Origin of the sequence: Massilia timonae (genome assembly GCF_001866515.1) — a bacterium.
GTDB classification, from domain to species: domain Bacteria; phylum Pseudomonadota; class Gammaproteobacteria; order Burkholderiales; family Burkholderiaceae_D; genus Telluria; species Telluria timonae.
Genome location: NZ_JRYB01000001.1, coordinates 1,168,404 through 1,184,633 on the forward strand (window position 1 = coordinate 1,168,404; position 16,230 = coordinate 1,184,633).

General features: G+C 68.4%; 5 protein-coding genes. All 5 read right to left on the reverse strand.

Annotated features, from left to right (window positions below; translation table 11 throughout):
• Positions 1 to 38 precede the first annotated feature (38 nt).
• The gene (locus LO55_RS05150; protein WP_071360699.1) at positions 39 to 9,359 is read right to left on the reverse strand and encodes a hemagglutinin repeat-containing protein; all 9,321 of its coding nucleotides are present in this window, start codon (positions 9,357 to 9,359) and stop codon (positions 39 to 41) included.
• Positions 9,360 to 9,385: 26 nt separating this feature from the next.
• A complete protein-coding gene (locus tag LO55_RS05155) occupies positions 9,386 to 11,110 on the reverse strand; it encodes a ShlB/FhaC/HecB family hemolysin secretion/activation protein (RefSeq protein WP_083415179.1) in 1,725 nt (574 codons plus the stop codon).
• A gap of 341 nt (positions 11,111 to 11,451) precedes the next feature.
• Positions 11,452 to 12,585 (reverse strand): deoxyguanosinetriphosphate triphosphohydrolase, encoded by a 1,134-nt coding sequence (locus LO55_RS05160; RefSeq protein WP_071360700.1) that lies wholly within the window; start codon positions 12,583 to 12,585, stop codon positions 11,452 to 11,454.
• Between the two features lie 10 nt (positions 12,586 to 12,595).
• Positions 12,596 to 14,206, reverse strand: a complete 1,611-nt coding sequence (aroKB, locus tag LO55_RS05165; RefSeq protein WP_071360701.1) for a bifunctional shikimate kinase/3-dehydroquinate synthase AroKB — start codon at positions 14,204 to 14,206, stop codon at positions 12,596 to 12,598.
• Between the two features lie 105 nt (positions 14,207 to 14,311).
• Positions 14,312 to 16,198, reverse strand: coding sequence for an Ig-like domain-containing protein (locus tag LO55_RS05170; RefSeq protein WP_071360702.1), 1,887 nt, complete (start codon positions 16,196 to 16,198; stop codon positions 14,312 to 14,314).
• Between the last annotated feature and the right edge of the window lie 32 nt (positions 16,199 to 16,230).

The following is a 16,230-nucleotide window of genomic DNA, read 5'->3' on the forward strand; positions in this document are numbered from 1 at the left end:
CGCACGATCCCGGCGCCCACGCGCCGGGATCGTCCGCATCAGCCCTTGCCCGGGAGCGGCGCTGCCGGGGCGACTTCGACGGCGCGACGCTTGGCGGAATTGCTTGACACCACGACGGGGCGCGCCACTGCCGCGGTCTTGGCCGGGGCGACGGACTGCGTCTCCTCGACCTTGACCTCGGCCTGCTGCGCCGGTTTCGCGGCGGCAGCGGCGGCGCCGGCCGCCGGTTCGGGCGCGGCCTCCTTCGGGGCGGTTTCCGCCGCGCCCGAGGCGTTCAGCCGCAGGCCGCTTTCGGTATCGGTCACGGTGGAACGCACCACGCCGCCCGCCGCCTTGATCTCCTGGCCGCCGTCCGCCTTCACCTCGGCATTGACGAGGGTGGCGCGGCCGCCGGACGACACCGATACCTTGCCGCCCGACTCGAAGGTCGCGCCACCGTGGGTGCTCGACGATCCGAGCTCCAGCCCGATGCCGGCGCTGGTGGACGACGAAGCGGCGGCCGGATCGCCTTTGCTGGTGGTCTCGCGTTGGCCCGACAGCGACACTCCGGTGTTGCTGCTGGTGCTGCGCGCCGTGGTCACGCTGACGTCGCCCTTGGCGGCCACGTTGACGTCGCCGTCGGCGGCCACCTGGGTTCCCTCGAAGCTGGCGTTGCGGCCGGCGTTGATGTCGATGCTGCCGGCCTTGATGGCGGCCCCCTTCTTCTCGCTGGCGCTGGACGAGCCCAGCTCGAAGCCGACGCTGCCGCTCCTGGTCTCCTCGGTCTCGGGACCGGCAGGCTCGGCGTCCGCCTTCGGTTCCGGCTTGGCCAGGCCCGCCGCCATCGCGGCGGCGCCTGCGCCGGCGGCGGGCGCCTTGCCGGGCGTGGTGGTCGTGTTCGAGCCTTCCATGCCCACCGAGGCGGCCACGCCGAAGGAACTCGAGGTGCTCTCGGCGGCCTTGAAGCTGACGTCGCCGCCGGCGTCGACGCTGGCCGCGCCGCCGGCCGCGATATCGGTCCCTTCGAAGGTCGTGCTGCCGCCCGACTTGATCTTCAGGTTGCCGCCCGATTCCAGCGCGCCGGTCACGGCCTCGGAACTGCGCTCCTTGGCGTAGCCGCCTTCGGCGCCGAAGGCGCCGCTGCGGCTCTTCTCGCTCGCGCCGGTGTCCTTGTCGCTGCTGCTACCGCCCGACAGCGACAGGCTGGCCGAGGCGTTTACCGAGTCGCTGCTGCTGGTGTTACGCGCCGCGGCGAAGTCGACGTTGCCGCCGGCCTCGATCGTGGTGTCGCCGCCGCCCTGCACCGTGGTCCCTTCGAACTTCATGTCCTTGCCGGAGGACAGGGTCAGGTTTCCGCCGCTGGCGATGGTGCCGGTCACCGCCTCGCTGCTGCGCGAAGACGTGTTCTCGAATCCGCCGCCCGCTTCGATGCCGGCTTCCTTGCCGCTGTTCGACTTCGACACCGCGATACTGACCTCGGCATTGGCCGACTTGCCGCTCTCGCTGCTCTCGTTGCGCGCCGCGTCGAAGGTCAGCTTGCCGCCGGCGGCGACCGTCGCATCGCCGGCTGCGCCGATATCGGTGCCCTCGAACCGGGCGTCGCCGCTGGTCTTGATGTTCAGCCCGGCGCCGGACTGTATGCTGCCGACCACCGCGGTCGACGACGATGCCGTGCCCGATCCGTTCTCGAAGCCGCCCGACACGCCGCCATCCACCAGGCCGTCCGAACCCAGGTTCAGGCCGACATTGGCGGCGGCGTTCACGTTCAGGTTCTTCTCGCTGCTGGTCTCGGTGTTCGTGGCCGCCTTGAAGTCGATCGAGCCGGCCTCGAGGTCGACGCCGCCGTCGCCGGCGATCCGGGTGCCTTCGAAGGTGGTCTTGCCGGTCGACTTGCTGGTGACCTTGCCGCCGGTCTTGATGGTCGACACCACCGCCTCGCTCGAGCTGCTGCTCGAGCTCGACGACTCGTGGGCATACTGGGCTTCGACGCCGACGCTGGCGTTGGCGCCGGCGCCGCTTTCGTTGCTGGTGCCCGAGTTGGCCAGCGGTCCGAGCAGGCCCGAGCCGGCCTGGGCCTCGGCGCTGGCGCTGGCCTTGGCTTCGGCGCCGGCCTTGGCGTACACGCCCAGGCGCATCGAATCGGACTGCGATTCGCTGCTCGAGAACGTGGTATTGCGCGCGGCGCGGCTCTCGATCGTGTCGGCCGACTGGCTGAAGTCGCCGCCCGCCTCGATCGCCGTGCCGACATCCAGGATCTTGCCGGTCGCGTTGCGCTCGATATTGCCCGAGCCGGAACGGATGGTCGACACCTTGGCCGTGGTCGATCCTTCCACCGAGGACTCAGTGGAGTGGCGCGCCTGGATGCCGGCGCCGAGCTTGGCTTCGGCCGAGGCGCCGGCTTCGGCGCCGGCCGAGGCGCCCGCATAGGCGCCGCCGGAATCGTTGCTGGCGTTGGCGCTGGCCGAGGCCGAGGCGCCCGCTTCGGCGCTGGCGCTGCCGCTGATGTACAGGCCGGCCGCGGTCTTGGTGGTCTTCGAGGTGCTGACGCTGACGTCTTCGGCGGCCAGGAAGCTCATGTCCTTGGCCTCGAGCTGCACGCCCTGTTCGCCGCCGATGTCCGAACCCTGCACCGTCAGCGCATTGCCGGCGTCGACCTTCAGCTTGCCGCCGGCATTGATGGTGGTGCCGGTGTTGGTGATGTCGAGGCTGCTGTTCTCGGTGGTGGTCGAGCGCACCAGGTCGATATTGGTGTCCGACGACGCCTCGGCCCCGGCACGCGCGCTGGCCTGGGCGTTGGCGCCGGCCGCGCTGCCGTAGCGGTCGCTGCTGGCGCCGGCGGAAGCCGACGCCGACGCTTCGGCGCCGGCCGACGCCTTGTTCTCCGACTCCACGAACAGGCCGATCGAGGTGGTGGTGGTCTTGCTGGTCGAGATGTCGACGTCCTGCGACGCCAGGATCTTGACGTCCTTCTGCGCCTTCAGGTCGACGTCGCCGCCGGCGTCGACGGTGGCGCCCTGCAGCACGATGTCCTTCTTCGAATCGACCTTCAGGTTGCCGCCGATATCGAGTTCCGAACCGACCGCGCGCGACTTGTAGTCGTAGGTATTGGTGGTGGTGGTCTCGGCCAGGGTCAGGCCGGCATTCGCCGATGCGCTGGCCGATGCGCCCGCGGACGCCCCGGCGCCCGCCCCCGCGCTGGCCTGCGCCGCGCCGTTCTTGTTGCTGGCCGACGCAGCCGAACCGGCATACGAGTCTGCGCCGGCGCCCGAATCGGCCTTGCCCTCGCCCGAGATCTTCAGGAACGAGGTGGTGCTGGTCGTGGTGGTGGTGCGGTCCACGTCCTGGCCCGCCAGCACCTGCACGTCGCCGGCCGCGATCGCGGCGTCGCCGCCGACCTTCATCTTCGAACCCTGCAGCGTCAGCGTGCCTTTCGAGGCGATGTCCGCGTTGCCGCCGACTTCCAGCGTCGAGCCGGCGTTGCGGCCCTTGAAGGAATCGGTGTCGGTGGTGGTCTTGCCGTACAGGCCGCCACCCACGCCCAGGCCGCTGCGGCTGGAGGACGTCGTCTGTTCGACCGTGTCCTGGCGCGACACGATGTTGACGTCGCCGCCCGCATCCATGCCGAGGTCGCCGCCGACCTTGACGTTCGAGCCGGCGATCGTGGTGTCGCCGCCGCTCTTGACCGTGAGGTTGCCGCCGGTTTCCAGCGTCGAACCGATATTGGTCGTGGTCGCGGTGCGCGACGATTCGCTCTTGCCCGACAGGCCCCACAGCCCCTGCGACGCCTTGTAGCTCGAGTCGACGCTCTTGTCCTGGATGGTGTCGACGGTGACCGCGCCGCCGGCGGCCAGGCTGGCGTCGCCGCCGGCCTTGACCTCGGCGCCCTTGACGGTGATGTCCTTGGCCGCATCCAGCGACAGGTTGCCGGTGCTCTGGATGCTGCCGGCGGCGCCGATGACCGTGCGCGCAAAGTCCTTGCCGCCGTTGGTCTCGGCCACGGTTTCGTTGATGATGCTGCCTTCGGTCGACTTGACCGAGACGTCGCCGCCCTTGATCGTGCCGCCGGTATTGCGCAGGTCGCCCTTGGTCTCGATCGCCAGCGTGTCGCCGGCGATGGTGCCGCCGGTATTGGTCAGCGTGCCGGCCTTGATGTTGGCATTGGTGGCCGAGATCACCGGCCCGCCGTTCTCGATCGCTTCGCGCGTGGACGAGGCCAGGTAGACCACCGGGGCCAGCACCTTCTGGCCGCCAACCACCTGCTCGACCATCCAGACGATGTCTTCGGTCAGTCCGGCCGTCTGTTCCTTGCTCAGCGGCTGGCCGAACACCAGGCCCAGAGCCTTCGACTGGTTGCCGGCCTGGTCCATCAGCGCCTGGATCTGGGCCGCTTCGCTTTCCATCCCCTTGATGATGTTGTTGCCGGTCTGGGCGATCAGCTGGTCGCGCACCAGCTTGGCCTCGTAATTGGAGTCGCCCAGGCGCTTGAGCTGCTTCTCCGGGTCCAGGCCCAGCAGCTTGGACAGGTAGTCCGAGCCGACCGAATTGCTGCCCACTTCATACAGCGGGTTGGTCTCGACCAGGAAATCCGAGGTCGGATTTTTGCTCGGGACGAAATAACCGTTGGGATTGGTCGGCAAGGTCAGGTTCAAACCCTCGAACACGATGCCGTTGGCGGCCGCCACGTTGACCGTCAGGCTGGCGCCGCCCGGCTTCGCCGTGGCGCCGCCCTTGAGGTCGAGCGAGCTGCCGTTTGCCGGCGTCAGCTTGCTGCCGGTGGTCGGAGTCGCTCCGACCGCCTCGGCCGCGTCACCGCTGGTGGCGCTGGTCGCCTCCTTGTAGGGCGAGCCGAGGTTCATCAGGCCGCCGCCGTCGAAGTTGAGATTGGTCGCATAGATACCCGCGCGCCATTTCTTGATCACGCGACGGCCAGTTTCCAGCTGGAAGGAACTGTCGGCGGCGCTGCCGCCGTCGGACGCATGGCCGCTGTAGCAGCCGCCGTCGTTGCAGTTGCCCAGTTCGGCGGCCGACGTCGGGAAGGTCCATTCATGGTCTTCCGAGCCGAAGGTGCTGTCGGTCTTGTAGTCGCGCCAGCGGCGCGCATAGCTGATCTCTTCCAGGTGCAGGTCTTCGTTGACGAAGGTGCCGCTGCCCGAAATATTGATGTTCGGCGCCGAGATCAGCGATGCCGTGTTGGCGCCTGAAGCGCCGTAGCGGATATTGATCGTGCGTCCGGCAATGATCTCGCCTTTCTGGGTCGGCATCGGGCCGTCCAGTCCCTGCACCACGCGGTAGTTCTGCGCATACACGCGGATACGGTCGCAGGCCGCACCGAAGATATTGCAGTTGTAATCGCCGCTGTCGTGTGGCGTCGTGACGCCGTCGTAGTCGATCCGCTCGGTCACGATGTTCGGCACGCCGCCGGTCGGCAGGTTCTTGAAGGCCACCGTGGTCGTGATGTCGGTGGTGTCGGTCGAGATGACGGTGTTGTAGTTGGTGAAGGTGCCTGCCGAAATGGCGATCCGGCTCGCGTCCATGGTGCCCGAACTGGTGTTCGTCACGCGCTGGTCGAACGCCGTGGCGGTCAGGACGCCGTCAGCGTACAACGCGCCGGCGTTGTCGATGCCGTCGACATTGGCAATGATGGTGGTATCGGACAACGATGAGATGCCGGCGGTATTGGTGTTCTTGACGCCGCCCGCGTCGATGTCGAGATTGCCGCCCGAATGCAGCGCGCCTTCATTGCGCAGGGCGTCGCGCACGGACAGCAGCGCATCGCCGCCCTCGATGCCGAAGATCAGCACCGCGCCGCTGCCTCGGTTGGTCAGCGAGTCGGCCTCGATGACCGCGTCGCCCATCGCCTGGATCCGGCCCTGGTTGGTGACGCTGCCGCCGTGCAGCGCCAGCTCGGCGCCGAACAGGGTGGCGCCGGTGGCATTGCGCACCTGTCCGGCCGCCTGGCCCTGCGCGCCGATTCCCAGTTCGCCGCCGGCCTGGATGCGGCCGTCGTTGACCACCGAGAAGCCGGCGTCGCCGCTCACGAAGACGTCGGCGCCGCCGATCACCTTGGCGCCGGCGCCGTCGTTGCTCAGGCCCTTGGCCGCTTCGATGTCGAGCACCTCGGCCGCGCTGACGGCGCCGCTGTTGGCGATGGCGCCGGTGGTGGCGCGCAGCAGGCCGGCGCCGGCCGAATCGATCGTGCCGCGACTCTTGATGGCGGCGCCCTCGAGCGCCAGCGTGCCCTCGGCGTCGCGCATCAGCACCAGGCCGCTGTTGTCGATCGTCTTGCCGGCAGTGACCTCCAGGCTGCCGTCGGACTGCAGCGTGCCGCGGTTGACGACGTCGATCGCGGTAACGCTGATTGCGCCGCCGGCGATGGCCTCGCCGCTGTTTACCAGGTCGATGGCCGCATCCATGGTCAGGTCGGTGGCGGCCAGGATCTTGCCAGTATTGCCCAGGCCGCCGTCCAGGGTGGCGAGCGAAGTGGCGGCGCCCGACTGCAGGGTGCCGCTGTTGCGCACCAGGCCGGCCCGCACCAGGATATCGCTGCGCTTGCCCAGGGCGAGCACGCTGTGGGCATTGACGAACTCACCGGCGACCTCGGCCTCGATCGTGCCGTCTGCCTGCAGCAGGCCATTGTTGTCGACATTCCCGGCGCTCAGGTCGAGCGCCCCGTCGAGCATGATCTTCGAGCTGACCCGGGCAAGGATGTCGCCCTTCGCCTGCAGCACGACGTCGTCGCCTGCCAGGATGCTGCCGCCATTGACGATGTCGGCAGCGGTCGCGACCAGCTCGGCCTTGTCCTGGGCCTGGATCGTGCCGACGGTCTCGATGCCGGCGCCGCTCACGAGCAGCTCGCTGCGGCTGTCGGTGGTCTGCAGGGTGCCGCTGTTGAGGATCGCGTCGGTGGCCACGATGTCGAGCAGGGAGCCGGCCTGCAGCCGGCCGCCGTTGTCGACGCTGGCGCTGCGCACGCTCGCCACGTCGTCGGCCAGGATCTGGCCGCGATTGGCGAGCGCCTTGCCGGCCTCGAGCTCGATCTTCGCGGCGGTCACCAGGCCGCTGTTGAACAGGTCATCGGTGCTCGCCGACAGCTCGGCGCGCGCGCCCGCGCGCACGGCGCCGCTGTTGACCAGTGCGGCGCTGCTCAGCGACAAGGTGCCGCCGGCGCCGAGCGCCTCGATCGTGCCTGCATTGTTCGCTTCGGCGTCGACGTCGGCTTCCAGGCTGGCGCCGGCCTGCATCGCGCCCTGGTTGTCGAGCGTGCCGGCGCGCAGCGCGAGCCTGGTCTGCGCCAGCAAGACGGCGGCCGAACCAAGGTTGGTGAAGCCGGTCGCGGCGTCGACCTCGACGCTTTCGCCCTGCAACTGGCGGCTGTTGGTCAGGCTGCCCGCATCGATATCGAGCAGGCCGGCAGCGACCGCCAGGCCGCTGTTGTCGAGCGTGTCGGCCGACAGGGCGAGCGCGCCGTCGGCGCCGGTGGTGAGCAATTCGCCGCTGTTGACGATGCCGTCCGCGGCGCTGGCCTTCAGCGCGCCGGCCGACTGGACGCGGCCGGCGTTGTCGATGCCGGCGCCGCTCAGCACCACGTCCTTGCCGGCTGCCGTCGTCAGGATCAGGGCGCCGGCGCGATTGACCTGGGCGCCCGAGGCCGCGAGTGCCACCCCGTTCGTGCCCTGCACGATGCCGGCGTTGTCGATGTCGGTGGCGGCCACCGCCACCGTGTCGCCCAGCAGCTTGCCGCTGGCGGCATTGCTCAGCGCCAGCGCGGCGTCCTGGCCGATCGCCAGGCCGTTCTTGGCCTGCATCAGGCCGGAATTCGACACGTTCATGCCGGCTGCGCCATCCACGCGCAGACCGGCCCCGGCCAGCAGCTTGCCGGCGTTGTCCATGCCGGTGGCGGCGACCAGCGTCGCATCGGCCGCTGCATTCGCCTCGGTGGCGGCATCGATGCTCAGGCCGGCGCCCGCACGCATGGCCAGCGTGTCGGTGCTGGTCAGTTTGGTCCCCGCCAGGCCGAGGTCGCCATCAGCCGCCAGCGCCTGGGCGCCGCCGCTGTGGAGTTTGGCGCCGCTCGCGAGCAGGTCGCCGCCGGCGGCGAATGCAAGGCGCCCATCGGCGCCCCACGACGTTCCGTCGAGGCTGGCGTCGCCCGTGAGCGCGACGTCGATGGCGGCCGCGCTGCGCGCGGCGCCGGCGCCGGAACGGTCGGCCAGCGATTCGGCGCGCAGGTTCAGGTCGGCGCCGGCCTTGATCGAGCCCTCGTCCAGGCGCACGCCGCCCTCGGCCGCGATCGTCACCGCCTTGGCGGCGGTCAGGGCGGCATCGGCGCCCGAGAGCTCGACCAGGGCCGCGCCGGTGGCGCCGGTCTGGCGCAGCGCGATATCGTTGGCAGCCGAGATACGGCCATGAATCTCGACCTTGCCGGCCGCATCCAGGTCGAAGTCGCCCGCGCCGGCCGCGGCCTCGCCCAGCATGCGCACGCCCACGCCGGCTTCGGTGGCGATCAGGCGGATACGACCCGCGTACATGCCGCCCAGCGCGCTGGAATCGATCGCGTAGGACGGCACGGCGCCCTCGGGGACGGCGCCGGCCGTGACGTTGCGTCCGGCGTACGACCACTCGTTCGCACCGGCGACGATCGACAGCTCGCCGCCGGCGGCGGTGTTGACCTGGCCGTCGATGCGCACCGTGCGCGTGACGATGTCCAGGATCTGCTGGGCGCTGGCGTTCAGGCCGGCGCCGTTGATGAGCACGTCACCCATGGTGACGCGGAATCCGCCCACCGAGCCGTCCGCGCCGAGGAAAGGTACGCCCGTGGTCAGCGTGGCCCGGTCGCTGTTGATGAAGCCGCACCCGTTACAGGTGATGCCGTACTGGTTGGCGACGATCACGTCCGCCTTGCCGCCCAACACTTCGGTGAAACCTGCGAGCGTGCTGCGCTGGTTCGACACCACTTCGTTCAGGATCACTTTCGCCTGCGCGCTGAGGTTCATGTTGCCGACCACCTGCCCGGCAAGCTGCGATTGCAGCACCGCCGCCGACGAGAAGCTGTTGTTGTTCAGCACCAGGCCCTTGCTGTCGACGTCGTAGCGGTTGAACTGGTTGTGCGACAGTCCCGCCGCGTTGGCGGTGGCGATGTTCACCACCGGGACTCCGTTCGCGGACACGTAGGCCGTGGTCGCGCCGGTGGTGGGGACGACGGTCGTCGCGGGTGTTCCCTGCGCCAGCGCGCCATTGGCCAGGACGGCCGTGGCCAGGACCGCTGCCGGGCGCAGCGAGCGCACGGCGCGCCCTGCCTTGCCGTTGCCGCGGGCGGTTTCGGGAGCGATGATGTAGGCGCCACGGGCGGCGCTCCAGACTTGACGGAATGAGCGGTTCATGAATGGTCAGAAGTGATCGTTACGGTTTAAATACCGAAATTCAGGCGGATCCAGGTGCGCGATCCCTCGCGCCGGAAGGTCGACGGCTCGCGCAGCGCGCGCGTGTTCGAAACATCGATCGACGCGCCTTTCCAGCTGAACGAGGCGCCGACCACCGCGCCGGCCAGGCTGCCTTCCGGCACGCCCTCGGCGCGGCTGCTGACGCGGCCATAGTCGAGTCCGGCATATAGGCGCACCGGCACATTAGCCATCGGCAACACTGGATGGGCGGCCAGTTCGTTGCGCAGGTACCAGCCGTCGTCGCCCGACAGCGTGTTGTTGACGAAGCCGCGCACGCTGTACAGTCCGCCGATCAGGATCTGCTCGGAGCCGAACAGCACGTCGCGCGCACGCTGTCCGGTCAGGCTGGTGGTCCAGGTGGCGCGCACGCCACCGAGCGCCAGCGGCCGCAGCCAGTTCAGGCCATACTTGAACTTGCCGAACTGGGCGCGCGGCGCTTCGTCGGGCAGGCCACCTGCATCGTCCAGGGCGCCCAGGCTGGACAGGCCCTGGGCCCAGCCGATGTCGATGCTCAGGGCGCCGCCGAGGAAGCCGGTGCTGGTATTCGAATCGATGTCGAGCACGGTCAGCTTGCGGCTCGACACGCCCAGAAAATTACCGGCCAGGTAGTTCTTCGTATCCTTGGCGGTCAAGGTGGCGGACAGCGACTGGCGCGTGGTCTGGTTGCGGAACACGAGGTAGTCGGCACGCAGCGAATCGCTGTCCGACATGCCCTGGAATGCCAGCGGAGTGTTGTTCGGGACCGCGACTTCGCTGGTGAAACGCGAGCGGCTGCCGGAATAGGTGACGGTGGCATAGCGCAGCGGCAGCATGAAGGTCAGGCTCTTGCTGACCGAGCCCTTGCGGCCCATGTCGTTCGGCTGCGAGCGGCGATAGGTAAACAGCAACAATTCGTTCAGGCCCAGCAGCCGGTCGGCGCTGACCGTCGCGCCCAGCTGGTTGCGGCCGGTATTGTCGGAACCGGTATTGTCGGCCGACAGGCTGGCGTGAAATGGCGTGGAGGGATTGTTGTTGATCACCACCTTGCTCGCGCCGGCTTCCTGCCCGGGCTGGATGTCCAGGGCCGCATTGTTCGACGACAGCTTGTTGACCTGTTCGATGCCCTGCTCGAAATCGCGCAGGTTGAGCAGGCCGCCGGCCGATGGGAAGACGTTCCACGGGTTGATGCTGTTGCGGCCGCCGTCGTTGACCACCACCGACTCGACCTTGCCTTCGAGCACCAGGATAGTCAGCCTGCCCTGTCCGAGCTCCTGGGCCGGCAGGTAGGCGCGGGTGGTGATGTAGCCGCGCAGCACGTAGTCCTTGGTGATTTCACCGAGGATCGTCTCGACTTCGGCAACGCCCAGACACTGGTTCGCGAAGCGGCCGGTCAGGCCATCGCGTACGTCATCGCTCAGGTTGGGCGCGCCCTCGATCGCGATGGTGGCGATCGGATGGCACTGGCGTCCGGCGGCGGAGCCGTCCACGGACGGCACCAGGGTGCGGGTATCGATGCCCTGGACCGGCCGCTCCGGCGGCAGTGCCCTTTCGATATCGCGGTTGATGCGTTCCTGATTCTGGCGCTGCAGGATGTCGGCCTGGCGCGCCGCCGCGTCTGCGGCGGACTGCGCGCGCGCGGCCTGCGGGTAGCCGATCGACATGGCGATCGCCAGCGCCAATGCGAGGCGCGTAGGTTCAAAAGTGCGGGCCATGGGCCTTTCCAGTAAAAGACGGTTCGACAGGGAATGCCGGATCTGTGCCGGCACGTCCTCTTACGCGACAATAGTTATTGAAAATATAACTTCATAGGCAGAATTTAGATGCCTATAGGAAATATGCTGGTCGCATAATATCGGGTAGGACTAGTCTTACACCAGAAAAATCTTTATGAAAGGAAAAGCCTGAGGCTGGAACGCAACAATTAGATACATTTGCTGGCGGCAAGGACAGAATGTCACGCCAAGAGGGGAGGTGATCCAGAGGTTATGGCGCACCGAGACACCGCTCGCGCGCCCGTGGGGACGCGGCGGCGCCCGGCCGGCAGCGCCAGCGCTTAGAAGTGGTCGAGCGAAAAAATGCGCCGATGCTCGCGGATCGCGTAGCGGTCGGTCATGCCGGCGATGTAGTCGGCGATCTTGCGCGCCTGCCTGATCGGGTCGCCCTCGACCTGGTAGTCGTTCGGCAGCAGCACCGGATCGTCCAGGAAGGCCTGGAACAGCTCGCGCACGATGCGGCTCGCCTTGACCCGCATGCGGTTGACCTGGAAGTGGCGGTACAGGTCGGCGTACAGGAAACGCTTGAGGGCCGTGGTCTCGGCGCGCATGGTGTCCGAGAAGCGGATCAGCGGCGGGCCGGCGCGCACGTCGTCGATGTTCCGCGGGTTCACGTCCAGGATGCGCTGTCGTGAAGTCTCCACGAGATCGGCCGTCATCGCCGTGATCATCAGGCGGATCGTCTCGTACAGCGCACGGCGTCCCGCCAGGCCAGGGTATTGCTGCTCGACCTGCCTGCGCAGGCGCGCGAACAGCTCCACCTCTTCCATCTGGACCATGGTGAGCAGCCCCGAACGCAGGCCGTCGTCGATGTCGTGGTTGTTGTACGCGATCTCGTCGGCCAGGTTGGTCAGCTGCGCTTCCAGGCTGGGCTGGCTGCGGTCGATGAAACGCTGGCCCAGCTCGCCCAGCTGGCGCGCATTGTTGAGCGAGCAGTGCTTGAGGATGCCCTCGCGCGTCTCGAACGTGAGGTTCAGGCCGTCGAAGGCGCCGTAGTGCTCTTCGAGGTGGTCGACCACGCGCAGGCTTTGCAGGTTGTGCTCGAAGCCGCCGAAATCCTTCATGCAGTCGTTGAGCACGTCCTGGCCCACGTGGCCGAAGGGCGTGTGGCCCAGGTCGTGCGCCAGCGCGGTGGCTTCGACCAGGTCTTCGTTCAGGCGCAGGCTGCGCGCCAGGGTGCGGCCGATCTGCGCCACTTCGATGCTGTGGGTCAGCCGGGTGCGGAACAGGTCGCCCTCGTGGTTGAGGAAGACCTGGGTCTTGTATTCCAGCCGGCGAAAGGCGGTCGAATGGATGATGCGGTCGCGGTCGCGCTGGTATTCGCTGCGCGAACCCGGGCCCGGCTCGGAGTGGCGCCGTCCGCGCGACTGCGACGAGTGCGCCGCGTAGGGGGCAAGGCCGGCGTCGAAGTCCATCATGCGCCTTTCAGCCGCTGCACGCCGCCAGGGTCGAGCGCAGGATGTCCAGCGGCGCCGTGGTGATCGACGGGCTGCCGAGCGGCTTGAGCAGGATGAACCGGATCTCCCCGCCCTCGTTCTTCTTGTCGACTTCCATCAGCTCGATCCAGCGCGCCTCGCCCAGATCCGGCGCCACGGCCGGCAGGCCGGCGGCGCGCACCAGGGCGCGCACGCGCTCCACGGCGGCGGGCTCGATCAGGCCCAGGCGCGCCGACATGTCGGCCGCCATCACCATGCCGCAGCCGACCGCCTCGCCGTGCAGCCATTCGCCGTAGCCCAGGCCGTTCTCGATCGCGTGGCCGAAGGTATGGCCGAAGTTCAGCACCGCGCGCAGGCCGCCTTCGCGTTCGTCCTTGCGCACCACCTCGGACTTGATCTCGCACGAGCGCGCGATCGCGTGGGCGATGGCTTGCGGCTCGCGGGCCATCAGTTTCTCGATATTGGCCTCGATCCAGTCGAAGAAGGTCGCGTCGAGGATGGCGCCGTGCTTGATCACTTCGGCCAGGCCGGCCGACAGCTCGCGCGGCGGCAGCGTGTCGAGCGTCGCGGTGTCGGCGATGACGGCGCGCGGCTGGTAGAAGGCGCCGATCATGTTCTTGCCCAGCGGGTGGTTGATGCCGGTCTTGCCGCCGACCGAGGAATCGACCTGGGACAGCAGGGTGGTCGGGATCTGCACGAAGGGCACGCCGCGCATATAGCTCGAGGCGGCGAAGCCCGTCAGGTCGCCGATCACGCCGCCGCCCAGCGCCACCAGCGTGGTCTTGCGGTCGCATTTGTTCTGCAGCAGCGCGTCGTAGACGAGGTTGAGCGACTGCCAGTTCTTGTGCTCTTCGCCGTCCGGCAGCACGATCTCGACCACGTCGCGGCCCGCGGCGCGCAGGTGGCCGGCCACCTTGTCCAGGTACAGCGGCGCGACGGTGGTGTTGGTGACGATGGCCACCTTGTTGCCGCCGATGTGGCGCGCGAGCAGCGCGGCGTCGTCCAGCAGGCCGGGGCCGATCGCGATCGGATAGCTGCGTTCGCCGAGGTCGACGTTGAGGGTGATGCGGTCCTGTTCGTTCATCGATGTCCTTGCAAGCCGGCGCGCGCGAGCCATTTCCTGCGCCGCCAGCTGGTCCAATATGGTTTGTACCATCGATTGTACGTTAGGACGGCCGGTGTCGATGACCAGGTCCGCAATCTCGCGGTACAGCGGATCGCGCTGGGCCCACAGCTCTTCGAGTTTCGCGCGCGGGTCGGCCGTCTGCAGCAGCGGACGGTTCTTGTCGTGGGCGGTGCGCTGCAGGATGCTGCCGATCGAGGCGCGCAGGTAGATCACGGTGCCGCGCTCGGCCAGCAGGGCGCGGCTGTGCGGATTGAGCACCGCGCCGCCGCCGGTGGCCAGCACCAGGCCCTGCTGGCCGGAGAGGTCGCGGATCACGTCCGCTTCGCGCCGCCGGAAGCAGGCCTCGCCCTCGATCTCGAAGATCCAGGGGATGGTGGCGCCGGTGCGCGCCTCGATCTCGTGGTCGGAATCGACGAAGCGGCGATTGAGCTTGCGTGCAAGCAATCGTCCGATCGTGGTCTTCCCTGCCCCCATCAGGCCAACAAGGAAGATATTGTCGTTCTTGGGATGTGGCACTACCAAACCCGCTCTAATGAAAAGACGGCCAGTATAGACTGGCCGCCTGTCAATCCGCGAATTTTATGGACAAGTGAAGTTCAGCGAGAACGGCAGCGAACTGACGTCGCCGCGCGGCGTGGTGACGCTCACATTGAAGGTCGCCCGGGCGCCCGCGGTGCAGGGCTTGGTCCCGGTGGCGCTCAGGGTGATCCGGTGCGACGAACCCTGCGCGCCGGTTCCGGCGGCGGCGAAGATGCTCGGCACGCGGGCCGGGCTGATGTCGACCAGGGTGGCGTTGACCAGGCCGGTGACCGCCACGGTCGACTCGGACGGCAACGGGTTGCCGTTCAGGTCGGTCAGCTGGACCACGAACACTTTCGGGTCGTTGGCGCTGGCGCTGCCCAGGTCGCCGGTCGACGGCGACGTGGCGCCGTTGACGTAGGCACGGGCCAGGGTTTCGTCGCTGAACGTGATCGTCGTCTTGACGAACTGGGTATTGCTGCCGTCGGTGGTGCTGGCGCAGATCGTGGCCACGCCCGGACGGGTGCTGTCCGGGGTCGCATTCGGGCCGGTATTGCATGGCGTGGCCGGGGTGTTCGGCAGCGCGACGCGGGGCTCTTGCGTGCGGAACGGGACCGAGCAGCCGCCGTTGACGGTGACGCAGCCGCCCGAGCTCGAGGTGCCGATGGCGCCGATATTGGTCTGGAACACGATCGGCGTGCCATCCGCCACCGGATTGCCGAACTGGTCGGCCAGCAGCACGTTGACGGTGGCGGCCGGGGTCGTGGTGCCGCTGTCGAACGACCAGCCGTCCACGTTGCCGCTGGTGGTCGAGATCGAGAACGCGCGCTGGGTCGGCAGGCCGGTGGTCACGACGATCGAATCCGAGGTGGTCGAGATGACGGGCGTGGTCCCCGGCAGCACGGCGTGCACGCGGAACGAGGTCGGCACGTTGCCCGAATTGACGGTGGTGATCACCTCGCCGTTCTGGTCGGTGCGGTCGGTCGTCTTGTTCAGGGTGACCAGGTTCTCGGGTTCGGCGATGAAATCGACCTGCTTGTTGGCCAGCGGACGATTGAACAGGTCGAACACGCGGAAGCGCAGGGTCGCGGTCTCGGTGCGGTTGATGCCGCCCTGGCCGCGGATCACGATCGACTTGTCGGTCGGCAGCGCCTCGACGAACTGCACCGACGCGGCGCCCGGCTGGGCGATCACGAGCGAACCCGTGGCCGGGGTCGCGACGCCGTCGGCGGTCACGGTGATGGTGTCGTTGTTGCCGCAACCCTGATCGCGGTAGACCGTCTCCGCGGTGCCGTTGCTGGTCGCGACGACGGCGGCCAGCGTGGCCTTGCCGGCGGCGACGCAGGCCGAGGTGAAGTTGACGTTGACCTGGCCGGTGTACCTGGCGCCGTTGGCCAGCAGGTCGACCGCGATCTTGCTCGAGTCGTAGGCATTGATGCTGCCTGGCTCCAGGCGCAGCGCGCTGAAGGTCAGCGCGGTGGCGTTGACCGCGTAGTTGGCGGTGTTGGTGACGGCGGTGCCGGCCACGGTGACGCTGGCCGTGACGGCGCCGGCGCCGCCGGCCGCCAGGCTGGCCACGCGCATGGTGATGCTGGCGGTGCCGCTGGCGTCGGTCAGGGCGGTGCCTGCGCCCGGCGCGAACACGGCCAGGTCGTCGGCGGTGGTGAAGGTGACCAGCGCATTCGGCACCGGCTGCTTGTTGGCGTCGAGCACCAGGGCGCGCACCGTCAGCGGGGTGGCGCCGGAGAGCGAGGTGCTGGCGCTGCCCGTGGCATTGACCAGGCTGACGCCGACGGTCGGCGCGGCCGGCGTGACCGGCGTGCTGCCGGTGCCGCTGCCGCCGCTGCCGCTAGGTGTGCCCGGGTTGCCGCCGCCGCCGCCGCAGGCGGACAGGGTCGCGGCCAGGAGCAGCGCCAGGCTGCCGTACTTGATGTGCTGGTTTTTCATATTATTATCGGTTGGGGGAAGAAATTAAGGTC